We start from the raw sequence: 25,726 nt of genomic DNA on the forward strand, positions 1-25,726 counted from the left end.
GCTTTATTTAACGGGCGAGGAGGGATTCGAACCCCCGACACCGTGGTCCGTAGCCACGTGCTCTAGTCCACTGAGCTACACGCCCCTGCCAGAAAAATATATTAGCACCATATTCCCTAACAATGCAAGACAATTCTGAAAAAAATTTTTCTGCCGAGTTAAGTCATCTCGATTCCCAAGGACAAGCACAGATGGTAGATGTTTCTGGCAAAGCGTCTACAGTCCGCGAAGCTGTTGCTATTGGGAGGGTGCGGATGCTACCAGAAACGTTCAATACCATTCAGGACGGTAATACGCCTAAAGGTGATGTGTTAGCCACGGCGCGGATAGCTGGGATTATGGCAGCCAAACAAACATCAAATTTAATTCCCTTATGCCATCCTCTGCCATTGCATAAGGTTGCTGTGGAAATTACCCCCGATTCTCAATTACCTGGTTATCACATCCAAGCTACGGTTAAAACCAAAGCGGAAACTGGTGTGGAGATGGAGGCTTTAACGGCTGTGTCTGTTGCGGCGTTGACTTTATACGATATGGCGAAAGCTTTGGAGAAGTCGATTCAAATTGAATCAATTTATTTAGTTAGTAAAAGTGGCGGGAAATCGGGAAATTATTCTGCATCAAAACTATAAATTAGATAAATTTCGCGTTATGGCTGTCATTAGTAATTTGTCTTTGGTTATTTGTAATTACAAAGAAAAAATCACTAATGAGAGCCAAAAGAAGACCTGGCACAAATAATTGCAGACTAGTTTATTCAATCTCACCTATGGCTTTATTAACATCGGTGGGATTTTCAAACTCCTCATTATCTGGCAGTTGCTCTAATAATGATAGAACTTTGCGATCTGCTCCTTGCTTTTGAGCGTGTTTAACTAATTCTTGCTTACTAGCAGGATAATCCATTCCTTTTAAGTGTTTTTGAATTTCCACTGGGTTTGCTTTAGCCATTTTTGCCACCTACCTTTTATGGTTATTACCATATTCACTACTGAAGATATTGGCTTCCTCTATCAAATAGGAGAATCATTTCTGACACAGATAAATTTAGATGTCACTCAAATGGTTGATGTATTAATGATGGGATTTGATATTGAAAATATGAGAGATTTATCCTAACCCCGACGAATGGAATTCCCGGCTATAAAAACAAAGTCCGCCTGCACGGACTAAACTAAAATCAAGAGTTTTGAACACATACAGGTGGTCATTGAATTTCTCGAAGTGCAGATTTTGTCTGTCTGCAAGATGAATTTTTACTTCAGTTGCTTGGTGCAAAATGTAAATAGGTTTTATTAGTCATGAATTTGATTATTTTTTTGCTCAATAAATCAGGTATTTTTGAGTATTATTGAGAATAAACTACAATCAGAGAGGCTCAATGATAAATAAAAAATTATTTTTTTTGTAACATAAATTTATTTATATTTTGAGGTTAGCAGGAGAATTTGCGAGTTATGCAAAAGTTGCCATAACAACTTAAGATGAAAGTAATCAAGCTGAAATTAATCAGCTAAGGGATGTTTATTTTATGTCCCCGCCAGAAATTGATGTGTTAGAAGCTCGACGTATATACAAATCGACGGGTGCGATTCCAGCTCAGATGTTGCGCTCGAATATTTATCGTGCTTGGGAGCGATCGCACCTCCAAGGTGCTAACTCTCAAGCTCTGCAAGCGGAAAAATTATCAATCCTAGATACAGAGCGTTTAATTGAGCAAAAACAAACTTTAATTCAAGTTGCTGCACCTTATATTCGGATGCTGTCACAGGCGGCGGGGACTGATCGTCATGCAGTGATGTTAGGCGACAGTGATGCGATTTTACTCGATGTTGTTGGTGACAAACAAACTGTACAAGGGCCAGAACCTTTTCCTGGGCCTGGTTCTTTGCTATCGGAAGCTGTAGCTGGTGCTAATGGTATTGGTACGCCATTAGCAGAAGCAGATTATATAGAAATCATTGGTGCTGAACATTTCATTGATGGGTTCCATCCTTTCACTTGTCAGGGAATTCCTCTGCGGGATGACAAACAAAAAATTATCGGAGTTTTGAGTATCTCCCTACGACGTGCTGATGCTAGACAACGCTTAAAAGAAATATTACTATGTGCTTCTCATGGTGTTGAAGCAGAATTATTAATCGCCCACTTAGAAAAAGATGTGCGGCGAGTTTTAGAGTCTAACCCCAGCGAATATCAACCACTCGAAGAATTACGTCAAGATATCGTCCAAGCACATCAGGCTGCACGCTTAAAATTGGAAGTCATTTCGCGGATGGTAGCAGGTAACCAGTTAGACTACGCGATACAATTGCTACGTCAAGCTGAACAGTCAATTCAAATCTTTCGTCGCCGTGCAGAAATTTGGCGCAATTTAGCATCTTTTGAGATTGGTACACTCCAACCTGTATCATTGACTGCTAACATATCCGATTTAGTGGATCTTCTTTCCACAGAAGCCGCCATTCGTCAAGTACAAGTAGTTACTGACTGGTATGAACCAATCACAGTAGTTGCTGATCCCAGAAGCCTTTTACGCCAACTGCTACATTATTTTCTGCAAGCTTTTGATTCTGCCGGCAAAGGTGGAAAAGTAAAAGTAGTAGTTAAGTTAATTCCTCACTCTGAATTAACGCAAATCAGTTTCATCGTTAATTCAGTTTTTAATATCTCTCAATCAACACCAACCTTCCAGGTTTTTTATCTACCAATCACAAAAGCTAAAAATGAACAGTAACAATACAGGTAAGCGCAAAATACTCATTGCAGATGATGATGATGATAGTCGAGTTATGCTGAGTTTTCTGTTAGAAGAGGAAGGTTGGGAGGTAAAGGAAGCTAAAAACGGTGAAGAAGCTTTAGAAACAGTGATTAAAGAGCAACCAGATTTATTAATTTTAGATAATAGAATGCCAAAGCTCTCAGGGGTGGAAGTATATCAACGCCTCCAGGCGCAAGGGATAAAAGTAGCAGTTGTTTTAGCCACAGCGCATGGTTATTTGGATGAATTAGCCTCTTCTTTAGGAATTGCTCATTTTATTTCTAAACCCTATGATCTTCCAGAGTTGTTAAAAACTATAGAGTCTGCTTACCAAAATTATTTCAGTTAAAGTTGCTGTGGTTGATGCCACAAAGATTTAACTGCTTTGCATCTTTACACCTTAAAATAATCAAGTGTATTGAAAGTTGTAACAAATATTTATGCCTCCTCGTTGGCCTCGCAAACCCGATCGCAATGATCCTGAATTTCGTAGACTAGATGACCGCATGAATTTTGCTGTTCATGTTGCTGTAGCTGCCACAATTAATTCTGGTCTTTGGTTCTTCCATAACCTGAAAGCTGCTAAATGGGAGTGGTTACCGTTTTTAACCGCAGGTTGGGCAGTAGTGTTGTTGGTACACTTAGTTTATATTGCGGCGATCGCTAACTACTCATCCACACCACCTAAATCCACCTGAAGATGTACAGTTGTTGCTAGAGCTTATGTAACCTGTGGGGGTAGAGTTAGCTTGATTAATTGAGCGATAATGATATATAGGTTGAGAGCATTAGCTCTTTCTTAATATAGGGTGATTTTTATGGCTAAAACTAACACCGCAGAATTACTAGAAGCCCTAGCATCGGAAATTGGCGAAAATGTCTATATAGATATTGCCAAATGGCATCTTTATTTATCTGATGCCAAACTGCACACCGTTGTCGCCGAACAGTTATATCCTTTAATCACTTCTAATAATGTCAACGAAGACCGCGTAACTAAAGTATTAGAATCTATACCAGTCAAGATAGGTGGTGGCAGAAGAGAGCTAGCACTAATTGATTTGCTACCCCTGCAATGTCAGGTCAATCTGGTGGATATTTTAGAAAAATATCAACGAGAATTCTAAATTTATCTGGAAGAATTCAGGAGTCAGAATAATCAATTCTTTTACTTTTAGACAAACATTTTAATAGTTTAGAAGTATTTGAAATACACGTAGGATGTGTTAGCGACAGCGTAACACATCTACTGTCAGCTTTTTGGTAAGTTACGGTTTACGCCTAACACTCACTACTGGAATGAGTTCTGATTCCTGAATTTTTAATTTAACTTTTTCATAAATGATTTCTTTAACACCTCTATTTGTAAGAGGTGAAAAATATATCTGTCTATGAATTTCAGGATAAACAGTGAAAACCTTAAATATTTTCGGAGGTAAACTATATGTTATTACAAATCAAAAATACCAGCGATTTGGTAAAAATTACTGATATTCAGGAATTAATCGACCCGAATGTTAATGCTGTTCATGGACAAGACCAAGAAGGTCAAGAAGAACAAGATATAGATACTTTTGCCAAAGAAAATCTCGTTTTTCCTTCTGGGGAAAGCTTACCTCGGTGTTGGTTAGATGCTAACTACCGTGATGGGAAATGACACTGAAGCTCACCCCACTTTTTAGAGGTGGGGTGTATAAGCTACAATGCGCGTCACCTAATTAACTAAAATTTTAGGCGTTGGTGAATGCGGCGGGAAGAAATTTGGATTTTCTAATGCTCACCAAAAAATTCAAATCATTTCTAATATTCCTTCTTGCCGCGAAATTATTGTTTGATAACCAATTTCACGTCGTGCTTTAGTATCATCTACTGTAACTTCACCCGCAATCATAGATAAACCTGTTCTAGTGATTGGAGGCGAGTCTTCAAGTTTAAATAGATTCCAGACATTTTCTAAACTCCATGCTAAGAACCAAACAAACCAACGTGGGATGGTGCGTGTACCGGGTTCAACTCCTTGAGTACGGGCTAATTCTGTAATAAAACTGCGGAAATCTACGGGTGAACCATCAGTAATAAAGTAGATTTCTCCACCTTTTCCTCGTTCTGCTGCACAAATTAACCCGTGACACAAGTTTTTCACATGACAGGTAGATGTAGGATAGTGACCGCCAGAAATCCAAGCAAAATTTCCTTCACGCATAGTTTTCAGGAAGCGTGGTAACAATGTTGTATCCCCTTTTCCCCAAACAAAACGCGGGCGAACTACTACTGTTGTGAGGGTATCGGAGTTAGCTTCAATTACCTTTTTTTCTGCGATCGCTTTTGTTAGGGGGTAAAATCCTAATGGTTTTTTTGGTAGAAGTCGAGTTTCATCAGTATTAATTATTGGTTTTCCTCCTATTAATACAGCTTCGGTACTCACATAAACGAGGCGTGATATACCTGTTGCTTTCGCCGCAGCAATTACTTGTTCTGTGCCGCAGATATTCACTTGCTGAAAATCCTTTAAAACTCCCCAGTCGTCTACCTTTGCAGCTACATGAAATACCACGTTACATCCTTCCATTCCAGATTTTAGAGCCTGGAAATCATTAATATCTCCAAAAATAGGAATAGCACCGTAGCTTTTAATTAATTCAATTTCATTCTGCCATTTGACAAGCGATCGCACTTCAAAACCTCGTTGGACTAGAGTCGTAATCAAATTACGACCAACAAATCCTGAACCACCAGTTAAAAAAATCCGCATCCACATATCTCCTGAGTTTGAGTACATTGACTGTTGAAGTTTTGCAGAGAAATCTCAGAAATGAAGTAGAAAATGAATACATTTTTGTAACTTCAGTAAAATAGGACTTACCCAAAAATTCCCCAAAAGCTTAATTATTGTAGACGCGCAGCAACTTCCCACAGGGTAGAACACCAAGAAATCATAGAGTCTGCGTAAGTTCTATAAAATCTACGTTATTTTTTGTTGTTAGATAGATTAATTAAGTCTAAATCTAAGCTAAACACTTATTTTATGCAGGGCTTTCTTCTAAATATAAATCATTTTTTGTTTTTTTAAATCAGACTTTAGTCATGCTTATTAATATGACTAAAGTGCTAGATAAAATGTCATCAATAATTGCTTATTTTTTTCTGTAAAATATGAACAGTATCAAGATTTATTCTTGATTTAAAACTTACATACAGCAGTCCTAAATTATTTGTGAACAACAAGATACCCGACTTCTTTGAGGAGTCGGGTATCTGAACCTCTCGATTTTTAATGAATCTCAAATTAACTGCTAAATACTTCCACAGGTAAGCGACTAAACGCCAAGCGTTCATTCTGCACATCGACAAAGATGGTGTCGCCGTCGTGGAATTCGCTGCGGAGTAAGGCTTTGGCGATTTGGGTTTCTAACTCGCGTTGGATGGCGCGTTTGAGTGGACGTGCGCCAAATACAGGATCATAACCAACTTCTGCCAAGAAGTCAAGCGCAGCATCGGAGAGTTTGAGAGATATTTTGCGATCGCTCAATCTTTCTCTTAATCTTCCCACTTGCAACTGGACAATATGGCGCAGTTCTTTCTTATCTAAACTGTGGAAGATAATCAACTCATCAATCCGGTTGAGGAACTCTGGACGGAAACTGTTCCGCATTGCTTCCATGACTCGATGACGCATTTCGTCGTAGCGAGAATTATCCCCAGCAATATCGAGAATGAACTGTGAACCGATGTTACTGGTCATAATAATAATTGTGTTCTTAAAGTCCACAGTGTGACCTTGGGCATCGGTGACGCGCCCATCATCTAAAATTTGCAGGAAAATATTAAATACATCGGGGTGGGCTTTTTCGATTTCGTCAAACAAAATCACTGCGTAAGGACGACGGCGAATTGCTTCGGTGAGTTGTCCGCCTTCCTCGTAACCCACATATCCCGGAGGCGCACCAATTAACCGCGACACGGCGTGTTTTTCCATGTACTCAGACATATCAATTCGCACCAGTGCATCTTCGGTGTCGAACATATACGCCGCTAAGGCTTTGGCTAACTCAGTTTTACCCACACCTGTAGGGCCGAGAAAAACAAAGCTGGCGATGGGACGATTCGGATCAGCAAGTCCAGCACGCGATCGCTGAATTGCATCAGCAACGGCTGTCACTGCTTCCGCTTGTCCCACTACTCGACGGTGTAATTCATCTTCTAAATGCAGCAGTTTTTCTTTCTCTGATTCCACTAATTTGCTAATAGGAATCCCAGTCCATTTAGAAATCACTTCCGCAATATCAGATTCCGTAACTTCTTCCCGCAGCAGAGATTTACCGCTTCTTTGGGCGTTGGCTAACTCATTTTCTACGGCTTCTAATTGACGATGTAAATCGGTTAAAGTCCCATATTTCAACTTCGCAGCCTTTTCAAGTTCGTAGTTACGTTCTGCTTGTTGAATCTCCTGGTTAACCCGTTCAAGTTCTTTTTTGACTGACGAAATTTTGTCGATTATACCTTTTTCAGATTCCCATTGAGCGTTTAGCGTTCTTTGTTCTTCTTGAAGGTCAGCAATTTCTTTTTCTAGTCTTTCTAGACGTTCACGAGAAGCGACATCGCTTTCTTTTTGCAAAGACAATTTCTCCATTTGTAATTGCAAAATCTTGCGATCGATTTCGTCAAGTTCTTCTGGTTTGGAAGTAATCTCCATTTTCAGCCTAGCGGCGGCTTCGTCTACTAAGTCAATGGCTTTATCTGGTAAGAAACGGTCAGAAATATAACGACTAGATAATGTTGCAGCTGCTACTAAAGCACTGTCAGAAATCGTGACACTGTGGTGGTTTTCATAGCGTTCCCGCAAGCCGCGCAAAATCGAAATCGTATCTTCGACGCTGGGCTGATCGACATAAACTTGTTGGAAGCGTCTTTCTAAAGCGGCATCTTTTTCGATATATTTGCGATACTCATCTAAAGTGGTCGCCCCAATACAACGCAACTCACCCCGCGCCAACATTGGTTTTAACAAGTTACCCGCATCCATCGCGCCTTGGGTTGCACCTGCGCCAACAACAGTATGAATTTCATCAATAAATAGAACTATATTCCCGCCAGATTCAGTTACTTCTTTTAAGACTGCTTTCAGGCGTTCTTCAAATTCACCCCGGAATTTTGCCCCCGCAATCAAAGCACCCATATCTAAAGCGATGAGTTTGCGGTCTTTGAGGGATTGGGGAACATCACCAGCCACAATACGTTGGGCGAGTCCTTCGGCGATCGCAGTTTTACCAACCCCAGGTTCCCCAATCAACACCGGGTTATTCTTGGTACGGCGCGAGAGAATCTGCACAGTCCGGCGAATCTCGTCATCTCGACCAATCACCGGATCGAGTTGACCTTTGCGGGCGGCTTCGGTGAGGTCACGTCCATATTTTTCCAGTGCTTCGTATTTACCTTCTGGATTTTGGTCGGTCACTTTTTGACTCCCACGAATTTGTTTAATAATATTTTTCAGCTTGCCTTCGTCTAACCCGAACTCTTGGAGTAGACTTTTGCCAAAGCGGTCATCTTTGGCATAACCAAGCAATAAGTGTTCAATGGAAATATATTCGTCTTTAAAATCTTTGCGATAGTTCTCCGCCCGGTCTAACAAGGTGTCTAAACTGCGTCCCAAGAACACAGAACTACTTGTACCAGACACCTTTGGCTGACGCTGGAGAAATTGGTCAGTGCGATCGCGGATTTTTTGCAGATTCACGCCTGCCTTGGTTAAAATACTGCTGGCTAAACCTTCTTGTTCTAGCAGTCCTTTTAGCAGGTGTTCGCTTTCGATTTGTTGTTGGTGATATTGTTTAGCAATCTCCGGCGTGTGGGCGATCGCTTCCCAAGCTTTTTCGGTAAATTGGTTAGGGTTAGTAGGTTGCATAGGCCGTTTGAATAACCACTCCAAATATGAAGCGCCGAGAAAACAAATTCTTATATGGTTATTGTAGAAAGCGGAGCGCAACTAACTGGATCGGTCTTCACGTCTTGGAGAAGTAGTATTATTACCTGAACAATGAATATTTTCTCTACACACTGAGGCGCGATGTTCAGGTTTTGCCAAAATTGTCACAATGCTTGATGAAAACCACTATTGCTTACGTACTATCGATAATGGGTAATCATCAAGCGATCGCTATTATTTCCTGGCGATTACCCACACAGCATGTACAATCCCCGGAATGTACCCCAGAAATGTTAAAAGGATATTAATCCAAAAATCTTTCCCCAAACCTACTTGTAAAAATACTCCCAAAGGCGGTAGAAAAATCGCTGCTAAAATCCTAATTAAATCCATTTCAGCCTCTTGTCAGACTATATTTATACTCTTCAAAGATAGCATTGCCAGAATATTGTCTATCTGATGCTACTTACGTTGCTGTTTCTGCGGTTACCTTGGCTAAAATCATATTCTGATTCCATTTTATCTGCGTGCATCGGCGGTTAATTTATCCCTCAAAAATCCTCATCATCAACGAAAAATTCAGCATCCTCTTCTAAGCGACTATCACCGGAACCAGCCAATCCCCACAAAGGTTGCAGCACAGCTACGCCAATTACACCGATCGCAGCACTAAAAGCCAGAACTAAACCAACTGGTATTTGAATTGATTGAAAACTTAAAAACTTTAACGATACTGGTGTGGCATTTTGAACGGAGATAATTGCGATCGCTACTATCCAAACAGCCACAACAACAGATATTAACAAATTAGCAATTGTCTTCATAAAAAATTACCAATTAAAACAAATGAACACAGATTTTGATAAATGTTCATCTGTGTTCATCTGTGGTTGAAACTCTTATCCTAATTTAGCAATCACACTCTCCATTTCTTGGGCGATGTGAGAGAGTTTTTCTGGGGTGTTGGTTTCGAGGTAAACACGTACCAGTGGTTCTGTACCAGAGGGACGCAGTAAGATCCAGCTACCTTCTTCTAGGTAAAGTTTAATCCCATCTTTTCGCCCGACTTCTTTGACTTTAATCCCTGCAACTTCTGAGGGGGGATTTTTGGTGTAGGAGTCGATAACGGCGGTTTTGTGGGCTTCGGTGAGGTGTAAGTCTAGGCGATTGTTATACAAGGGGCCGTCAGCTTCGGCGATCGCTTCTTTAACAAGTTGACTCAGGGGTTTACCTTCGTAGGCGATCGCTTCGGCAACTAGCATATCTGCCAAAACACCATCTTTTTCGGGAATATGCCCAATTACACTTAAACCGCCTGATTCTTCACCCCCAATTAAAACGGTGGTTTCCCGCATTTTTTCACCGATGTATTTGAAACCTACTGGGGTTTCATAAATTGGCAAACCATATTTAGCCGCCAAGTTATCTAATAGGTGAGTTGTGGCGACAGTACGGACAATTGCGCCACTTTTGCCTTTATTTTTAATTAAATGTCTTGCTAACACCAACAGCACAGTGTTGGGGGTGAGAACATTACCTTGTTCGTCTACGATACCAAAGCGATCGCTATCACCATCGGTTGCCAAACCTAAATCAGCTTGATCGCGGCGTACAGCCTCTACTAACTCTTCTAGTTGTTCACCTTTGGGTTCTGGCATTCCACCGCCAAATAATACATCCCGCCAAGTGTGAAAACTTTCTAATTCCACGCCACTTTGTTGCAAAACTTCATCTAAATAACCGCGAGATGTCGAATAAAGCGCATCATATTTAACTTTTAAATGGGCGCTTTTGATGCGTTCTACATCCAACAATGTGTAGATAAATTGCAAATAATCGGGTTTGGGGTCAAAAATAGAAATTGACCCGCTAGGGTTGTTACTAGGCAGATCATCCGCAGCACTTTCAATATTTGCCACAATAGTATCAGTGATTTCTGGAGTGGCAGGCCCGGCATAATCGGGGATATATTTAATTCCACAATATGGTGCAGGGTTATGGCTTGCTGTAAACATCAACGCCCCCGCCGAATTTAAGTGACGGGCGTTATAAGCAATTACTGGTGTGGGGCAATCTCGATCAGTAATTTTCACTGTCCAACCCAAATCTGCTAGGACTTGGGCGGCTGTGCGGGCAAACTGATCAGCTAAAAACCGCGTATCGTAAGCAATGAGAACTGGTCTATCTTTTGTGTAGGCTGTTTCGAGGTAACTTGCGATCGCTCTGGTGACTTTCCGCACATTGGGGAAAGTAAAATCATCAGCAATAATCCCTCGCCAACCATCAGTACCAAACTTGATTTTGCTGGAATTGCTAGTAACGCTCATTGTTGCCAATTTCTCCCGTCCATCTTCAGTAGTCTATTACGAAGCTTCCCGCAAAGCGTGCCTAGCCGCAAGTATCAAAAGAAGTTATGAGCAGTCAATTATGCTCAAATTTCTGCCCATTGTATTTTTTCTCACTGCTTGTTAGCGATGTCAACCCCCGACCGACCTTTTGTCAGTTATCACCTTTGGTCTTTAATTGCCCCAGCAATAGGACAAGAACGCTGGCATTGTCAAATGCGACGTGGGTTTATTAAAGCACGTCAACATGAACCCCAAGTTAAAGCACTGTTAACAAAGGCTACGGCACCGCAGCGGATTGGTATACTCGCCCAAAAAGGCGTTTATGAGTTTCATCATAATCGACATTTGTTAAATAAAGCAGACGGTGTAGAAAAAGTTGCACAGTTGTTAAAACTCAACAATACTAGCTCGCAAGTGCAGCAGCGCGTTCTACAAATTTTGAAAAAGTATCAAAATGCGCCTCTATTGAGAGGTAAAAATATTCTGCAATTAACTTCAGGTGACGAAGGTTTTCCTAAGCCAATTTTGATTGAACAAGGCGATAATTGTTTTCGCTTATATGCGGCTATGGACTGCATTTTTATTGATGGCGATCGCACTTTACATATTTTAGATTTCAAAACAGGTAAATCCGCTTTTGACCAAAGACAAGCATTAGTTTATTTACTAGCGGTGCGTTATCTTTATCCTGGTAGACAAGCAGTCGCATCATTTTATAATTTAGAAATGGGGAAAAAATCTGATTTAATTAAAATCACAAATCATGAATTTGAGAATTTAAAATCTGAGTTAGCGATAATTGCTCATAAACATCAAGCCGATTTACATAAATATCACGAAAAAAACAGTAACTTCAGTAAAATATTCCCCCCAAATCCTGGACAACACTGCCGATTTTGTCCCTTCAATTCAATTTGTGAATTTGCCGCCGTCAGTGCTTATTCTGATGCAGTAGTGCCGATTTAAAGGCAAAAGGAAAAAGGCAAAAGGAAAAAGAAATAATAAAGATACCACAAGCCTTTTAGCAATTTCTTATAGTTTGTTTATTTACGCCGTATTGTACTAGGAGTTAGAGAACATAGAAATCCTAAATACTTAACAAACATCTCTCTTCCTTGTCTCCCTTATCTACCTTGCCGAGATCAACCAATCTCTTTAAAATAAGATATATCAATATTGCCAAAATAAATAATCATAGCAATATTAACTTGTTCTAAAATCTTGACGAGCCACTTAATATCGCTAGTATTTGCAGATTCATAGTGCTGAAATAAAATTGTTAATCGCTTTTCTAAATAAGGTTTGACTTTAGGACAAATCAAGACTATTTTCAATAATAATTCCGTGGTAATTAATGTACCTTGATTAGTAATCAAGTCAATAAAATTAAAATGCTGGATTGATAAATGACTTTCAACAATTAAAAAATTCAATAGCTGACTACAAATTCTCATAATTAAGAACTCATCAGGTTTTTGAGAATTAGCTTGTGGCAATGTATTTTTTAATTGTGTATGTAACTTTTGCTGCCATTGGCGTTTTCCTGAACCGCCAGTAATTGAAGATATGAGATATTCATACAAATTATCTTTAAAATCATTTACAGAATTTACCTTTTGATTAGACTGGAGAAATTTTTGGGCTAACTCTTGGTATGTATAGTTACCTTCAACCTTACTAATCCAATGTTGAAGTGCTGTATGCAAATCGCGATCGCTCAATAATGTAGGATTATTTACAGGACGTAAAATTCTCTCTGCCTCTTCTACTGAGGCTTTTTTGAGTATCTGATTACGACGCACTTGATAAGTGACATATTTGGATAAATCAACTTCAAATTGCTTTTGCGCCTGTGCTTGGATTTGCTTAACGCGCCACTGATGTTCAAAGGTAGAATCATCACTAATCAAACAATGTTCATATAAATATGAATAGCGCCAAATTAAAGTTATTAAAGCTTGAGATTCATCATGAATATTTTCCTCAGTTGTTCTTGTCATTACCTGCACAAATCGCCGTAAAGTTAAATACTGTTCGCTGACAAGAAACATCTGCATTAATTCCCGCAACTTCCTAATGTTGCGATAACGAAAACTAGTAGTTCTCGACCTCCTAGGTGCAGTAGCAAATAATTTGATTAATTCAGGAATCGCATAGTGCAGTTGCGGCTGCATATGCCAACGATTAATTAAAATATGACAGCAACGATTAATAAAAAATTTAAATTCATGTACAGCAGTTTTAGATGCTGTAATTTTATCTAATATTAATAATATTTCTGGTTCAGGATAATCTGCACCCTCAACAAATAAAGCACGACAACGTTCTAGCATTTCATTTGGCGATTTAACTTGTACCAAATGAAATAAATGTTGATATATTTGTTTTTCTTCAGCATTTGACTGAGAATTTTGTGTCAAATATGAAGGTACATAAGATTGATTACTGGTGGCGACAAGATTACTACCAGCAATCTGCTGTTTAGGAATTTTTTGAGACTTGCGATTTATCCAATCATTCACTGGATTATTACCATTTTAAATTGGGTTGATAAATTGTATTGAATAAAAATTTTGTTTGAAAAAACTTAAAAAGGCTAGTACAACAAGGCAAAAGTAAAAAATCAAAAGGAAAAAGAAAATTTATTTACGCCGAACTGTACTAGTTTTTATATTTACCAATATCTTTAGGGAACTTCAGGAAAGTAAATACCAATCTTATGATTGCTTTACGACTTCCGCCTTCCGACAACTGGCGGCTGAACTACATATATACAGGAAGACTATCCTAATTATTAACAGCTGTCTTGAGGGTGTATACGGTTTCTGCTATGTGGTTTGATTACAGAACCATATCCTTACTGTTACTGGGAAATATTGGTTTATTTAAGAATTGATGAATTGGACTGTTAGGAATGGGTGTGGGGCTATGAGAGACAAGGGAGACAAGGAGGACAAGGTAGAAATTATTGTCATTTCTCCTCTACCCCCTGCACTCTTTCACCTTTTCACCCTTTATGTGTAATTCCAGATCAAAAAGGTGGTAATTCTTGAAGAATTGTAAAGCGAATATGATTAATGGCTAAATCACCAATGGGAATATCTTCTTTTGTCAATCTAGTACCTTGACTGCTTAAGGTTTCAAAAGAGATACCTTTGCCAATTTCGATGTGATACCAGCACAAGCCCATAAAAAAGCGGGTGGGGTAAGGGCCTCCATATCCGACATCATCGGGGTTAGATTCCATTGGCAACCAGCCAAAGTTGGGGATATAAAATTCTAACCAGACGTGATTAAAATCGGGTTGTAATGGTACTTTTTGGTGTTCACCATAGGGAGGGCATTTATATCTGCCAACTGTGCGGCAAGGGATGCCATTTAAACGGCACAAAGCCAGTAAAACGCCGACGTACTCACCGCAAGAACCAACCCCCCGTTCTAAAACTATATCTGGGGTGTCAATGTAGGGTTTAATGCCGTAAGATAATTCATCATATACGTAGTTACGGATACTATACATTTTCCGTAGCAAGTTGGTTTCGGAACCGATGGCATCATGGGCGGCATTGCGAACTATAGAAGTATCCATTGCCAAATCATCGTTGTCTACGAGGTAACGATTTTGGAGTTCTGGAGAAAGTTCTGGTAAATCTTCGGTATCTTTAGGCGTAATGCGATACTTGATTCCTCGCACTTCTAACAAAGCCTTCCAGCCAAATACATGGCGTTCGCCGGGGGTGAGGGCATCAAATTTAAATACTGCTACCCGTTGCCCATCAATGATTTCTTCGGTAAAAGGGATACCAATTGGTTCAACGTGTTTAACTGTTTGGCGTTCGGTTTCGGAGGGTAAGGCGATGCGCCATTCTACGTCCGGGAGATACACTTCTTCTAAAGGTGCAATTTCCTCAGCGTAGGACATTTCAATCAGATAGCCATTTGATAGGGCGTAACGCTTATCTGGGTTGTAGTAGTAATAAAGTGGGTGAATGAAAGTCCGATCGCGGTAAGTTAATTCATGATTCGGGTCAGCATTGGGATTATCACGAATATAAGGTTCCTCGGAAGCATAGGCGACATACAAAGTTTCCTTACTTTCATCATCTCGGTGTACTGCTATGCCTGTGGGTGAATCAAAAGGTGTTAGTACACTAAAATTAACTTCCCCTGTGGCTCGATCCATCGAGTAAACTGTTTGTTCAGTGCGATCGCAAATCCACAACGTTTCTTGGGTGACTGTCAAATTTTCTATACCAACCCCAGGCGCATAAAACTTAGTAATTTCTTTGCGCGTACTGCGGTCAAAAATCACAATGTAACCCAGCTTTTGACAGCTAACATACACCGTTGATTCCCACACAGCCACACCATTAGCCGTATAAGGCAATGTGGCAAAATGTTCTAACCCCCAAGAACCCAGCTTTGATAAATAAATGCTATTGCCACGAGTTACCCAGAGGGTATCTTCCCAAACTGCTAAACCAGTGACATCATTAAATTCCTTAACTTGGTGCGGATTGATAATTTTGCTGTTGTCAGACTCAGGATCAATCTCTAGTAGATGCCCTTTTGTACTGTCAATCGCAATGAGTGTATCTTTAATAAAAGCAATGCCACATAGGGAGGCAGCCGTAAGCGGTCGAATTGTCCTTTGCCCAAACATCTGGCTAGCAGTCTAACTAGGGAGTGCAAAATTTATATTAAGCATATATATTCCACGGTTTAGCACGCCGAGCATTAATTTTGCCATAACCTCCAGACATAACCACACATTTCTTAGGGGAATAGTTTTTCTAAAATGTTCTGATAAATACTAAAAAATACATAAAATTACATAGAATTATCACTCAAATCAAGTTAGCAAATGTCGAGAAAGACATTTAAACTTGTACAAGCTATACCATTGGGAATTTGAGATTGTGGATGGAAATTACTGTCTAAATCTGCCTTGATGTCAATCCATCTATGGTGATCATTTTTCAAATTGGTGTGAACAAGAACTTTAATATGACTTTGGTGGATGGTTTTATCGCCATCACTAAGATTATGATCGAATTTTGTCACCTTTTCTGTAACCTAAACAATGTCTGCTAATTCTCTGCCTGAAAGTACCTCGATTTGGCATTCTTTAGAAGTTGATAAAGCTCTAGACCTGCTGGACAGTAAGGCAGACAGTGGCTTAACACCCCAAGAAGTTGAACAACGGTTGCAAAAATACGGCCCCAATGAGTTAGAAGAACATGGTGGTCGTAGTGCTTGGGAAATACTGCTAGATCAGTTCAAGAACATTATGTTGTTGATGCTGATTGCTGTGGCTTTTATCTCTGGGGTTTTGGATTTTACAGCTTGGCAAGCTGGTCAACTCAAACCAGGGGAAGTGCCGTTTAAAGATACAGTGGCAATTATGGCCATTGTAATTTTGAATGGCATTTTGGGTTATGTCCAAGAAAGTCGTGCCGAACAAGCTTTAGCTGCACTTAAACAGATGTCTTCGCCTCTAGTGCGAGTCATTCGTGACAAAAAACTATTAGATGTGGCGGCCAAAGAGATTGTCCCAGGAGATATCATGCTGCTGGAAGCAGGAGTGCAGATAGCTGCTGATGGACGCTTAATTGAACAGTCTAATTTACAAGTGCGAGAATCAGCACTCACGGGTGAAGCAGAAGCTGTCAACAAACAGGCCACTCTTCAACTACCTGAAGATACATCTTTGGGTGATCGCATCAACTTAGTTTTTCAAGGCACCGAAGTTGTCCAAGGACGCGGGAAAGTTCTGGTAACAAACACCGGAATGAAAACCGAACTTGGTAAAATTGCCACCATGTTGCAGTCGGTGGAAAGTGAACCCACACCTTTGCAGCAGAGGATGACGCAACTGGGCAATGTTCTAGTTTCTGGTTCCTTGATTTTAGTAGCGATCGTTGTCATTGGCGGTATCATTCAGGCCAGAGGTTTTAGCAATTTACAAGACCTGTTAGAAGTTTCCTTGAGTATGGCGGTGGCAGTAGTGCCTGAAGGTTTACCCGCCGTAATTACCGTGACCTTGGCATTAGGAACCCAGCGCATGGTACGCCGCAATGCCTTGATTCGCAAACTGCCAGCCGTAGAAACATTGGGTTCTGTCACCACCATTTGTTCGGATAAAACCGGTACACTCACCCAAAACAAAATGGTGGTGCAATCAGTATTCACCAATAACAATACTTTTAGGGTCACAGGCGAAGGTTACGCACCTGTAGGTGATTTTCAATTAGATAATCAAAAAGTTCCAGTTGAAGATTATCCCGAAATTTCAGCTTTATTAGTGGCCTGCGCTGTTTGTAATGACTCAGTATTACAAAAAGAAAAAGGTGAATGGGCAATTTTAGGCGACCCCACTGAAGGCGCATTAGTGACATTAGCGGGTAAAGCTGGGATTGAAAAAGACCAATGGAATAGTAAGTTACCCCGTGTCAGTGAATTTCCCTTCTCTTCTGAACGCAAACGGATGAGTGTGATTAACCAGGTAGAGGAAGTAGCGACTGGGGAACCATCCTTGACCAGTGTAGATCCGGCAATTTCTGGTTTTGTTAATTCTGAACCTTACTTGATGTTTACCAAAGGTTCACCAGAGTTAATTTTGGCGCGTTGCACCGAAATTCGTTTGGGTACACACTCCGCACCTTTAACAGAAGAACAACGCAGCAAAATTTTGGCAGCTAATGACCAAATGGCTAGTCAAGGTTTGCGGGTATTAGGTTTTTCCTATAAACCCCTCACCGAAGTTCCCCCAGAAGGCACAGATGAGGAATCAGAGACAAACTTGGTGTGGCTGGGATTAGTCGGAATGCTGGATGCACCCAGACCAGAAGTTAGGGCTGCTGTGGCAGAATGTCGCCAAGCTGGTATTCGCCCAGTCATGATTACAGGCGACCATCAATTAACAGCCCGTGCGATCGCCATTGATTTAGGCATTGCCCAAGAAGGCGACCGTGTACTGACTGGTCAAGAATTGCAACGGATGAATGACCAAGAACTAGAACAACAAGTTGATTTAGTCAGCATTTATGCCAGAGTTGCCCCAGAACACAAACTGCGGATTGTCCAAGCATTACAACGCCGGGGTCGATTTGTCGCCATGACTGGCGATGGTGTAAATGATGCCCCAGCCTTAAAACAAGCAGACATCGGCATCGCAATGGGCATTACGGGTACTGATGTGAGTAAAGAAGCCAGCGACATGGTGCTGCTGGATGACAACTTTGCCACCATTGTGGCAGCTACCAAAGAAGGTCGAGTGGTTTACACCAACATTCGCCGCTTTATTAAATATATTTTGGGCAGTAACATCGGTGAAGTTCTGACAATTGCCGCTGCACCAATTTTAGGTTTAGGCGGTGTTCCCCTCACACCCTTGCAGATTCTGTGGATGAACTTGGTGACAGATGGTTTACCAGCTTTAGCCTTGGCAGTTGAACCACCAGAACCGGATGTGATGCAGCGTCCGCCCTTCAGTCCCCGCGAAAGCATTTTTGCTAGAGGCTTGGGTTCTTACATGATCCGTATTGGGATTGTGTTTGCGATTATTACAATTATCCTCATGGAATGGTCATACTTCCATGTGCAAACCGCAACCGGCGAGGGACTTGACCCAGAACGTTGGAAGACAATGGTATTTACTTCATTGTGTATTGCCCAGATGGGTCATGCGATCGCCATTCGTTCCAACAACCAGCTAACTATTGAGGTGAATCCTTTCTCTAATCCTTATGTGTTGGGTGCGGTTGTGGTGACAACGATATTGCAACTAATGCTAATTTACGTACCACCTTTGCGCGATTTCTTCGGTACTCACTGGCTACCCCCTACGGAGTTAGCAATTTGTATTGGTTTCAGTGCCTTAATGTTTGTCTGGATTGAAGCCGAAAAAATCTTCTTCCGTTTCATGGGTAAGAAAACTGTTTAACAAGTTAAAAGTTAAAAGGTAAAAGTAAAAAGGAAAAACTATAGCGGTAGTCATATAGGTTAGGACATTTTAAAAGCTTGAATGTCAGGAATAATAAAACTGCTGCCTCCTGCTATATTTACTTTTGCCTTTTACTTTTTGCCTTTTTACTTGAATTATGTACCTGAAAACTTTACACCTCAGACAATTTCGCAATTACCAAGACCAAAAAGTTGAGTTTAACGCTGCTAAAACAATTTTAGTGGGTAACAACGCTCAGGGTAAGTCGAATTTGTTAGAGGCGGTAGAGTTATTAGCAACATTGCGATCGCACCGAATGGCACGCGATCGTGATTTAATTCAAGATGGCACAGAATTTGCCCAAATCAACGCTAACTTAGAACGAGATACAGGGATTAGTGATTTAACTTTAACTCTCCGCCGTAATGGTCGCCGCAGCGTAGCAATTAATGGCGAGATTGTGCGGCGACAAATGGATTTTTTAGGTGTCCTCAACGCCGTACAATTTTCCAGTTTAGATTTAGAATTAGTTCGAGGTAGTCCGGAAGTCCGCCGTAACTGGTTGGATACTTTATTAATTCAACTCGAACCAGTTTATGCTCATATTTTGCAACAATATAACCAAGTATTACGCCAACGCAATGCCTTTCTAAAAAAACACCAAGACTCCCCACTCCCCAACTCACAACTTGCCCTCTGGGATGCACAGTTAGCAACCACAGGTACAAGAGTTATTAGAAGACGCGATCGGGCGATTCAAAGATTAGCTCCCATTGCTGCGGCTTGGCACGCTAGTATTAGCGGCAGTACCGAAATCTTAGAAATTAAATATTCACCAAACATTCCTTTGGTGCAGCACCAACCAGAACAAGTCCAGCAAGCTTTCTTCAACAAAATTCAACAACGCGCTATCGCCGAACTCTACCGAGGTACTACCCTTGTCGGCCCTCATCGTGACGAAGTAGAATTGACTATTAATCAAACGCCTGCTCGGCAATATGGTTCTCAGGGTCAGCAACGCACCTTAGTCTTAGCCTTAAAACTAGCAGAATTACAGTTAATTGAAGAAGTAGTAAAAGAGCCACCATTGTTGTTGCTTGATGATGTTTTAGCGGAATTAGATCCATACCGTCAAAATCAATTGCTTGATGCGATTCAAGACCGTTTTCAAACTTTGATCACAACAACTCACTTAAGTTCTTTTGATGCTCAGTGGCTAAATTCTTCTCAAATTCTGTTTGTCAAGGCTGGAGAAATATCAATTAATTAGTCAATAGTCAATGCTCAACATGACAAATGACCAATGACCAATGAACCAGACATTTCAATTATGCAGCAAACTAATTATAAATTAGACCCTCAAGAAATTGCCTATTTAGGTGCATCATTAAGAGCAATTGAGCAAAGATTCATCAAACAAAGACGGCAAGAGGGTTATAAAAAAATTTGGTTTCAAGGTGAAGAACCTTATTTTGATGTTTTTTTTGAATTAGAGTATGACAAAATCATCTGGTTCCAATTTACCTTGCGGGGTAAAACAGTTTCTTGGGATATCCGCAAACCAGAACTGCAAACGGGTAATACCAATGAATTATGCGCTGATGATGTGAGTTTTTACGCCGCTAGTAAAACTATTGAAAATGACAATCACACAGATTGGGAATTTATATATTTAGCTAAATTAATTTTAGAAACTAGAGCCGAAGAAGAGATTTTTGCTCAAGCATTGGCATTATTTAATCAATAATAAATAAAATTGATCATTTGTGGTAGAGACTTTGTATACAACGTCTCTACATTAAGTAGTGGACTGTCTAGACTAAAGTAGTGCATTAGATTGGAAAAATTAACCGCAGATGAACGCGGATAAACGCGGATGAAATAAGTTTTTTAATGCAACATTTTAGCCTTAACACACCCTACACTGAAATTTTTTCATAAATCAAATCGGATTTTTATAGTTAATTGGGATTAATTTTTCTCTATTTTCTTAAATAGATTCAGTACTAAAATTGTCAATAAAGCCGCTATTAATCCTAATTGCCATAAGCCACAGCCAGCAGCTATTCCTAGCGCAGCCGAAACCCAAATCGCTGCGGCTGATGTCAGTCCATGAACTTCAGGCTGCTGAGATTTTTGCGAAGATTCGCGGACAATTTCTCCCGCACCCAGAAATCCAACACCTGCGGCAATACCTTGAATGACACGACTTAAAGCATCGGCGCTAGGTTCTGATATCCCTGTCTGCAAAGGAATAAGAGTAAACAAGGCAGAACCCAAACTGACAAGTATATGAGTTCTTAAACCTGCTGGTTTGCGTCTAATTTGACGTTCAATGCCAATAATCGCACCAAATAACAAAGCTAGGCACAGTCTAAACAGGATATTTAACCAATCATTGGGTAACAAGTAGTAAGTATTTAACAATTTTGTTTTAAAATATATAAAAAGTAATATATGCTACTTTAACTTAAAAGTATATCATTGAGTTTACTCAAGAGAACTGAGTAAAATATATTTTAATGAGATTGTTTTGTCATAACTTAATAGGTATTTATATCAGCTAAAGGTGCTGAGTATAAATTATTTTAGGCAAATATAGAACTCATATTTAATTTCTGAAAAAACAGTACACACCAAAAATACTCTTTCCTACTCCCAGCCTGTACAGATAATTTCAAAAATCAAGCCGGATATGAGTGAATTGACCTACCAATCATGGTAATTTTCGATGATAAACTGCATTCATCCTAGTATGGTTTGAGGCAGATGATATGGAATTGTGAGGAAAATTTATGGCAATATTAATGATCTAGACTAACAGTGTAGTGTTCCAACTGATGGACTAGCTATTTGAGTGTTAAAACAGACGAATAAGCACCTAGACCCGACGAATAGAATTCGCGGCTATAAAAATTAAGTCCGCCTACGCGGACTAATTTAAAATCAAGGGTTTGTTGTGCAAGATTAACCGCGACTTTAGTTGCTTGGTGCAATATGTAAAACAAAAAATATTAACTAACCAAGGGGTGAGATGATTGCCAAACAGCATTGAATGAAGACTTATAATCATAACTAAGTCCTAATAATTTTCAATAATCAAATGGAAAGAAACTCTCTCGGCAGATAATTTATGCAATAGCTTGGGAGTATTTACCGAGAGCAAAGCCTGTAGTGGCAAATTGACAAATCATTAAATATGAAGTGAGTGGAAAAAGTCTACTGGCTTGACCAAATTAAACTACAAGACCGCGCCAAAGTAGGCGACAAAGCATTTTATTTAAGCAGAATGATGCAGCGTGGCTACCCTGTGGTGCCTGGTTTTGTGATTTCAGCAGAAGTTTTGCGGCAATTTTTAGAAACTATTAACAGTTCAGAATCTTTAGTTGCAGACTTACCTGATTCTTCATTGCACCTTGATGTAGCTAATTGGCGACAACTCCAGCAGGTGGCTAGTCGTTTGCGTCAAGAAATCATTGCGGCAAATGTACCATCAGCGTGGGTAAGTATAATTTTTGCTGCGACAAAAGAATGGCAAACTAAATATTTGATTTTGCAACCCACATTATCAGTTTTCAATATTAGCCAAGATATCGGAAATATAGCTGGGTTACTAGAACCAATCTTTTGTGGTTGTGATGAAGATGCGATCGCTTTGGGATTGAAGCGAGTTTGGAATCAGTTATTTCGCGCTAGAAGTTTATTGTATTGGCAACGCCAGGGAATTGATCTGCAAAATGTGAATTTGGCGGTGTTAGTACAACCAATGCAAAATGCGATCGCCAGTGGTTCACTTCATGCTCACGCCTCTGGATGGACAATTGAAGCTACTTGGGGATTAGGAGTAGCACTCACTAGAGGAGAAGTTTTGCCAGATGTTTACTACATTCAGCCAGAAACAGGTATTGTTCTAGAACGACATTTAGGAAATAAATTGCTGGCTTATCGTCTAGATGATGAGATAATTGCAACTACACAACCGCAACTCCAATCAATACTCACTGATGAAAACAACGGTTTAGTTGCTTATTTACTTTCAGCAGAATCACAAAAACAATACGCTTTGCCAGAGTCGAGTGTGCCACAGATCATCGCTTTGGGAAATCAGTTGGTAAGTGAACTGGGGAAAACTTTTACTGTCCAGTGGAGTATTACGGAAATCGATACAGTTTCCCATCTCCAAATTACCGAAGTTAATACTCCCTTAGCACCAGTTTCTAACTTAAAGTTAATCAAAGGGTTGGGTGCAGCCACAGGTAAAGTAACGGCTAGTGCTTATGTGATTAATTCTCTGCAAAAACCTGAACAAATACCCGAAGGAGTCGTGCTTGTCGTCCCGATGATCGCACCTGATTGGTTGGCGTTAATGCAAAAAGTTGTGGCGATTGTGACAGTGCAAGGTGGTTTGACTAGTCATGCTGCCATATTATCCAGAGAATTAGGCATTCCCGCAGTTGTGAGTGCAAAAGATGCTACAGTCTTAATTCAAACCGGAGAAAAATTGCTAGTAGATGGCGACAGGGGAGAAATTTATCGCCTCAGAGATAGCAAAGCCAACAATCCAGAAAATCCAGAAATTAGTATACCTGCTCCTTCTGTTTCACCCGATCATTCACATCTTAGTTCGCAGCCGCCCATGATTGCTACTCAACTAATGGTGAATCTGAGTCAGCCTAATTTAATCGAGCGATCGCAGACCTTACCTGTCGATGGTGTAGGATTGTTACGCTCGGAATTAATGCTGTTGAATATTTTGGAAGGACAACACCCCCATAATTGGATTATGAGTGGTCGTCGCTCAGAATTGTTGGAGTTGTGGACACAGCAGATTATCAATTTTGTACGTGCTTTTACGCCCCGTCCGGTATTTTATCGCTCCCTAGATTGGCGATTGTCGGAGTTTTCATCAACTTATACTCCACCAGCTGCAACTCATTCGATTTTGGGCGATCGCGGCACATTGAGTTATATTAACAACCCTGCCGTTTTTGATTTGGAACTCACAGCGTTACTGAATGTCCAAAAAGCAGGTTATAGCAATCTGCGGTTATTGTTACCTTTTGTGCGGAGTGTAGCTGAGTTTAGCTTTTGTCGCCAGAAAGTTGAGCAAATCGGCTTAACTCAAATGTCGCAGTTTCAACTGTGGATTATGGCAGAAGTGCCTAGTGTATTATTTTTACTGCCAGAATATGTCAAAGCCGGGGTAGCCGGAATTTCCATTGGGACAAACGACTTAACACAACTGTTGTTAGGCGTAGATCGAGAACAAGGACAGCTGACAAAAATCTTTGATGAACGCCATCCAGCCGTCATGGGTGCGATCGCTCAATTAATCCAAATGGCGAAAAATGCCGACATCCCCTGTGCAATCTGCGGTCAAGCACCAGCATTGTATCCTGAAATTATTGACAAACTAGTAGAATGGGGCATTACTTCAATTTCCGTCGAACCAGAAGCAGTAGAACGAACACATTATGCGATCGCCCGTGCTGAACATCGGTTAATTTTAGCAGCAGCACGGCGAATAATTCATTGAAGGACAATTGATGAAAGCTATGAACAGTCAACAAAAACCAATTCTCAATGAGCTTCAACAACTAGTACAATCATCAGCAGAACGTCCTTTTTATGAAACCGCGACTCCCCAAGAATGGATAGCAGCATTTCAAGAATGGGTAGAAAGCCACCGAGAACTTAACCTTCCTACACTTTCAGATGAAGGTATCAGCCGAGAAAGTATTTATGGAGAACACTCAGAAATTACGGCTGTCAACCCTAGCACTGTTGTATCTACTTCTTAAGTCAATATAGCGGTTTTCACTTGAGTAAAATCCAAATTCATCCGCGTTTATCTGCGTCCATCTGCGGTTAATTATTTTTTTCTGTACTTCACTGAGTGGAGAAACACTGTAAAATCACTTCATATACCCAGTTTCGCGCAGAAACTTGCGTAAATCGGCAAAATATTGAGCGCGATCGCTTTTTGTATAAGCTTGTCGGACTCGTTTCCAACCATCTTCTCCTTGACCCAGCAAATATTTATCAGCCAAATACGCAGCTAAAAATCCTTTACCGTCATCACCTTGCTGGCGAATCTCAGTGTAAGTTTTCCATAATTCAGAAGCGTGACTGTAAATCAACTTGGGATAGCGACGAGTCACATCAACCATTTTGCCTTGGCGATATTGCCAAATTTGCAACGGATAAGCAGAAGCAGCATAAGCTGTAAAAGAGTATGCAAAGCGATCGTCTCGACTCTCAAGTTCGATAATGCCATCTTTATCAAAATCCTGAAATCGATACGCCCCATTACCCCAGTCTTGGCGAATTTGAGTATACTTTTGAGATTTTTTGTCGTAGCGGTAAATCAACGAATAAGTACAACAATGTGCGCCGCCTGTAAAGAAATCGGCAATTACCTCTGGTTCTTTGTCACCGTCTAAATCTAGTATGGGTAACTTCTCTTCTTTCTCATATATCCCGCCAACAGGACGATCATATTCACTTTCCTGGGGCAGTTTTTGATCTAAAACTACTTTACCTGTGCGGCTAATTTGCAAACGCACATTTTTATATTGATATTCCTCTGGTTTGTCATAAGAGATTTCTGCACGCACATTACCTGATTCCCCAACAATAGTTGCAGCACTACTAGGCTGGGTGAATACAGCAATTTGACTTAAAACAGCTAAACCGATAAAAGATTGACTCAGCACAGCAAAAAAATTCTTCAGCATAAGTGTTGT

The 25,726-nt window shown here is 40.4% G+C and carries 23 protein-coding genes and 1 tRNA gene; 12 read left to right on the forward strand and 12 right to left on the reverse strand.

Annotated features, from left to right (window positions below; translation table 11 throughout):
• Positions 1–11 precede the first annotated feature (11 nt).
• A tRNA-Arg gene (locus H6G74_RS03470) sits at positions 12–85 on the reverse strand.
• A 37-nt stretch (positions 86–122) separates the two neighbouring features.
• On the opposite strand from H6G74_RS03470, the gene moaC reads away from it, so the two are divergent.
• The gene (gene moaC, locus H6G74_RS03475) at positions 123–632 is read left to right on the forward strand and encodes a cyclic pyranopterin monophosphate synthase MoaC (protein ID WP_190966324.1); all 510 of its coding nucleotides are present in this window, start codon (positions 123–125) and stop codon (positions 630–632) included.
• Between the two features lie 121 nt (positions 633–753).
• Here the strand turns inward: moaC and H6G74_RS03480 are convergent, their stop codons facing one another.
• Positions 754–951, reverse strand: coding sequence for a DUF2795 domain-containing protein (locus H6G74_RS03480; RefSeq protein ID WP_190966325.1), 198 nt, complete (start codon positions 949–951; stop codon positions 754–756).
• A gap of 580 nt (positions 952–1,531) precedes the next feature.
• Here H6G74_RS03480 and H6G74_RS03485 point away from each other — a divergent pair.
• From H6G74_RS03485 to H6G74_RS03505, 5 genes are all read left to right on the forward strand, one after another.
• Positions 1,532–2,737 carry a sigma-54-dependent Fis family transcriptional regulator gene (locus tag H6G74_RS03485; protein ID WP_190966326.1) on the forward strand — a complete coding sequence of 402 codons (1,206 nt, stop codon included), beginning with the start codon at positions 1,532–1,534 and terminating at the stop codon, positions 2,735–2,737.
• Complete coding sequence (locus H6G74_RS03490) at positions 2,727–3,110, forward strand: response regulator (RefSeq protein ID WP_190966327.1); 384 nt, start codon at positions 2,727–2,729, stop codon at positions 3,108–3,110. The genes H6G74_RS03485 and H6G74_RS03490 overlap by 11 nt, the downstream gene beginning before the upstream one ends.
• Positions 3,111–3,201: 91 nt before the next feature.
• Positions 3,202–3,459 carry a hypothetical protein gene (locus H6G74_RS03495; RefSeq protein WP_190966328.1) on the forward strand — a complete coding sequence of 86 codons (258 nt, stop codon included), beginning with the start codon at positions 3,202–3,204 and terminating at the stop codon, positions 3,457–3,459.
• Positions 3,460–3,579: 120 nt separating this feature from the next.
• A complete protein-coding gene (locus tag H6G74_RS03500) occupies positions 3,580–3,888 on the forward strand; it encodes a DUF3181 family protein (RefSeq protein ID WP_190966329.1) in 309 nt (102 codons plus the stop codon).
• Positions 3,889–4,205: 317 nt separating this feature from the next.
• Positions 4,206–4,418, forward strand: coding sequence for an acetyltransferase (locus H6G74_RS03505; RefSeq protein ID WP_190966330.1), 213 nt, complete (start codon positions 4,206–4,208; stop codon positions 4,416–4,418).
• Positions 4,419–4,550: 132 nt separating this feature from the next.
• Here H6G74_RS03505 and H6G74_RS03510 read toward each other — a convergent pair whose 3' ends face one another.
• From H6G74_RS03510 to H6G74_RS03530, 5 genes are all read right to left on the reverse strand, one after another.
• On the reverse strand, positions 4,551–5,540 hold the full coding sequence (locus H6G74_RS03510) for an NAD-dependent epimerase/dehydratase family protein (RefSeq protein WP_199340874.1): 990 nt from the start codon (positions 5,538–5,540) through the stop codon (positions 4,551–4,553).
• A 507-nt stretch (positions 5,541–6,047) separates the two neighbouring features.
• Positions 6,048–8,666 carry an ATP-dependent chaperone ClpB gene (gene clpB / locus H6G74_RS03515; RefSeq protein ID WP_190966331.1) on the reverse strand — a complete coding sequence of 873 codons (2,619 nt, stop codon included), beginning with the start codon at positions 8,664–8,666 and terminating at the stop codon, positions 6,048–6,050.
• Positions 8,667–8,921: 255 nt separating this feature from the next.
• Positions 8,922–9,080 (reverse strand): YqaE/Pmp3 family membrane protein, encoded by a 159-nt coding sequence (locus H6G74_RS03520; protein WP_083468648.1) that lies wholly within the window; start codon positions 9,078–9,080, stop codon positions 8,922–8,924.
• 158 nt (positions 9,081–9,238) lie between these two features.
• Positions 9,239–9,511 carry a LapA family protein gene (locus H6G74_RS03525; protein WP_190966332.1) on the reverse strand — a complete coding sequence of 91 codons (273 nt, stop codon included), beginning with the start codon at positions 9,509–9,511 and terminating at the stop codon, positions 9,239–9,241.
• 75 nt (positions 9,512–9,586) lie between these two features.
• On the reverse strand, positions 9,587–11,014 hold the full coding sequence (locus H6G74_RS03530; protein WP_190966333.1) for a phosphoglucomutase/phosphomannomutase family protein: 1,428 nt from the start codon (positions 11,012–11,014) through the stop codon (positions 9,587–9,589).
• A gap of 147 nt (positions 11,015–11,161) precedes the next feature.
• On the opposite strand from H6G74_RS03530, the gene H6G74_RS03535 reads away from it, so the two are divergent.
• A complete protein-coding gene (locus tag H6G74_RS03535) occupies positions 11,162–12,001 on the forward strand; it encodes a PD-(D/E)XK nuclease family protein (RefSeq protein WP_190966334.1) in 840 nt (279 codons plus the stop codon).
• Between the two features lie 176 nt (positions 12,002–12,177).
• Here H6G74_RS03535 and H6G74_RS03540 read toward each other — a convergent pair whose 3' ends face one another.
• The 3 genes from H6G74_RS03540 to H6G74_RS03550 form a co-directional block, all read right to left on the reverse strand.
• Positions 12,178–13,557 (reverse strand): hypothetical protein, encoded by a 1,380-nt coding sequence (locus H6G74_RS03540; protein WP_313888449.1) that lies wholly within the window; start codon positions 13,555–13,557, stop codon positions 12,178–12,180.
• A 509-nt stretch (positions 13,558–14,066) separates the two neighbouring features.
• Positions 14,067–15,698 (reverse strand): transglutaminase domain-containing protein, encoded by a 1,632-nt coding sequence (locus H6G74_RS03545; protein ID WP_190966335.1) that lies wholly within the window; start codon positions 15,696–15,698, stop codon positions 14,067–14,069.
• Between the two features lie 194 nt (positions 15,699–15,892).
• Positions 15,893–16,099 carry a hypothetical protein gene (locus H6G74_RS03550; protein WP_190966336.1) on the reverse strand — a complete coding sequence of 69 codons (207 nt, stop codon included), beginning with the start codon at positions 16,097–16,099 and terminating at the stop codon, positions 15,893–15,895.
• A gap of 19 nt (positions 16,100–16,118) precedes the next feature.
• Between H6G74_RS03550 and H6G74_RS03555 the strand changes: the two genes are divergently transcribed.
• From H6G74_RS03555 to H6G74_RS03565, 3 genes are all read left to right on the forward strand, one after another.
• Entirely contained in the window at positions 16,119–18,980 is a 2,862-nt protein-coding gene (locus H6G74_RS03555; protein ID WP_190966337.1) for a cation-translocating P-type ATPase, read from the forward strand.
• Between the two features lie 157 nt (positions 18,981–19,137).
• Entirely contained in the window at positions 19,138–20,250 is a 1,113-nt protein-coding gene (gene recF, locus H6G74_RS03560; RefSeq protein ID WP_190966338.1) for a DNA replication/repair protein RecF, read from the forward strand.
• Between the two features lie 60 nt (positions 20,251–20,310).
• The gene (locus tag H6G74_RS03565) at positions 20,311–20,727 is read left to right on the forward strand and encodes a hypothetical protein (protein ID WP_190966425.1); all 417 of its coding nucleotides are present in this window, start codon (positions 20,311–20,313) and stop codon (positions 20,725–20,727) included.
• Between the two features lie 224 nt (positions 20,728–20,951).
• Here the strand turns inward: H6G74_RS03565 and H6G74_RS03570 are convergent, their stop codons facing one another.
• Positions 20,952–21,407: an MgtC/SapB family protein gene (locus H6G74_RS03570; RefSeq protein WP_190966339.1), complete on the reverse strand. Its 456-nt coding sequence runs from the start codon at positions 21,405–21,407 to the stop codon at positions 20,952–20,954.
• A 781-nt stretch (positions 21,408–22,188) separates the two neighbouring features.
• Between H6G74_RS03570 and H6G74_RS03575 the strand changes: the two genes are divergently transcribed.
• Positions 22,189–24,516 carry a putative PEP-binding protein gene (locus H6G74_RS03575; protein ID WP_190966340.1) on the forward strand — a complete coding sequence of 776 codons (2,328 nt, stop codon included), beginning with the start codon at positions 22,189–22,191 and terminating at the stop codon, positions 24,514–24,516.
• Positions 24,517–24,535: 19 nt separating this feature from the next.
• On the forward strand, positions 24,536–24,781 hold the full coding sequence (locus tag H6G74_RS03580) for a hypothetical protein (protein WP_199340875.1): 246 nt from the start codon (positions 24,536–24,538) through the stop codon (positions 24,779–24,781).
• A 114-nt stretch (positions 24,782–24,895) separates the two neighbouring features.
• Here H6G74_RS03580 and H6G74_RS03585 read toward each other — a convergent pair whose 3' ends face one another.
• Positions 24,896–25,717 (reverse strand): hypothetical protein, encoded by an 822-nt coding sequence (locus H6G74_RS03585; protein ID WP_190966342.1) that lies wholly within the window; start codon positions 25,715–25,717, stop codon positions 24,896–24,898.
• Positions 25,718–25,726 lie beyond the last annotated feature (9 nt).

Source organism: Nostoc spongiaeforme FACHB-130 (assembly GCF_014698475.1).
GTDB lineage: Bacteria > Cyanobacteriota > Cyanobacteriia > Cyanobacteriales > Nostocaceae > Nostoc_B > Nostoc_B spongiaeforme.

Excerpts from the sequence above, each read along its gene's own strand:
- H6G74_RS03535 (WP_190966334.1), top strand. The coding sequence starts at position 11,162 with ATGTCAACCCCCGACCGACCTTTTGTCAGTTATCACCTTTGGTCTTTA.
- H6G74_RS03565 (WP_190966425.1), top strand. The coding sequence starts at position 20,311 with ATGCAGCAAACTAATTATAAATTAGACCCTCAAGAAATTGCCTATTTA.
- H6G74_RS03490 (WP_190966327.1), top strand. The coding sequence starts at position 2,727 with ATGAACAGTAACAATACAGGTAAGCGCAAAATACTCATTGCAGATGAT.
- H6G74_RS03545 (WP_190966335.1), bottom strand. The coding sequence starts at position 15,698 with ATGTTTGGGCAAAGGACAATTCGACCGCTTACGGCTGCCTCCCTATGT.
- moaC (WP_190966324.1), top strand. The coding sequence starts at position 123 with ATGCAAGACAATTCTGAAAAAAATTTTTCTGCCGAGTTAAGTCATCTC.
- H6G74_RS03525 (WP_190966332.1), bottom strand. The coding sequence starts at position 9,511 with ATGAAGACAATTGCTAATTTGTTAATATCTGTTGTTGTGGCTGTTTGG.
- H6G74_RS03555 (WP_190966337.1), top strand. The coding sequence starts at position 16,119 with ATGTCTGCTAATTCTCTGCCTGAAAGTACCTCGATTTGGCATTCTTTA.
- H6G74_RS03500 (WP_190966329.1), top strand. The coding sequence starts at position 3,580 with ATGGCTAAAACTAACACCGCAGAATTACTAGAAGCCCTAGCATCGGAA.
- H6G74_RS03585 (WP_190966342.1), bottom strand. The coding sequence starts at position 25,717 with ATGCTGAAGAATTTTTTTGCTGTGCTGAGTCAATCTTTTATCGGTTTA.
- H6G74_RS03480 (WP_190966325.1), bottom strand. The coding sequence starts at position 951 with ATGGCTAAAGCAAACCCAGTGGAAATTCAAAAACACTTAAAAGGAATG.
- H6G74_RS03530 (WP_190966333.1), bottom strand. The coding sequence starts at position 11,014 with ATGAGCGTTACTAGCAATTCCAGCAAAATCAAGTTTGGTACTGATGGT.
- clpB (WP_190966331.1), bottom strand. The coding sequence starts at position 8,666 with ATGCAACCTACTAACCCTAACCAATTTACCGAAAAAGCTTGGGAAGCG.
- H6G74_RS03510 (WP_199340874.1), bottom strand. The coding sequence starts at position 5,540 with ATGTACTCAAACTCAGGAGATATGTGGATGCGGATTTTTTTAACTGGT.
- H6G74_RS03495 (WP_190966328.1), top strand. The coding sequence starts at position 3,202 with ATGCCTCCTCGTTGGCCTCGCAAACCCGATCGCAATGATCCTGAATTT.
- H6G74_RS03520 (WP_083468648.1), bottom strand. The coding sequence starts at position 9,080 with ATGGATTTAATTAGGATTTTAGCAGCGATTTTTCTACCGCCTTTGGGA.
- H6G74_RS03505 (WP_190966330.1), top strand. The coding sequence starts at position 4,206 with ATGTTATTACAAATCAAAAATACCAGCGATTTGGTAAAAATTACTGAT.
- H6G74_RS03580 (WP_199340875.1), top strand. The coding sequence starts at position 24,536 with ATGAACAGTCAACAAAAACCAATTCTCAATGAGCTTCAACAACTAGTA.
- H6G74_RS03485 (WP_190966326.1), top strand. The coding sequence starts at position 1,532 with ATGTCCCCGCCAGAAATTGATGTGTTAGAAGCTCGACGTATATACAAA.
- recF (WP_190966338.1), top strand. The coding sequence starts at position 19,138 with ATGTACCTGAAAACTTTACACCTCAGACAATTTCGCAATTACCAAGAC.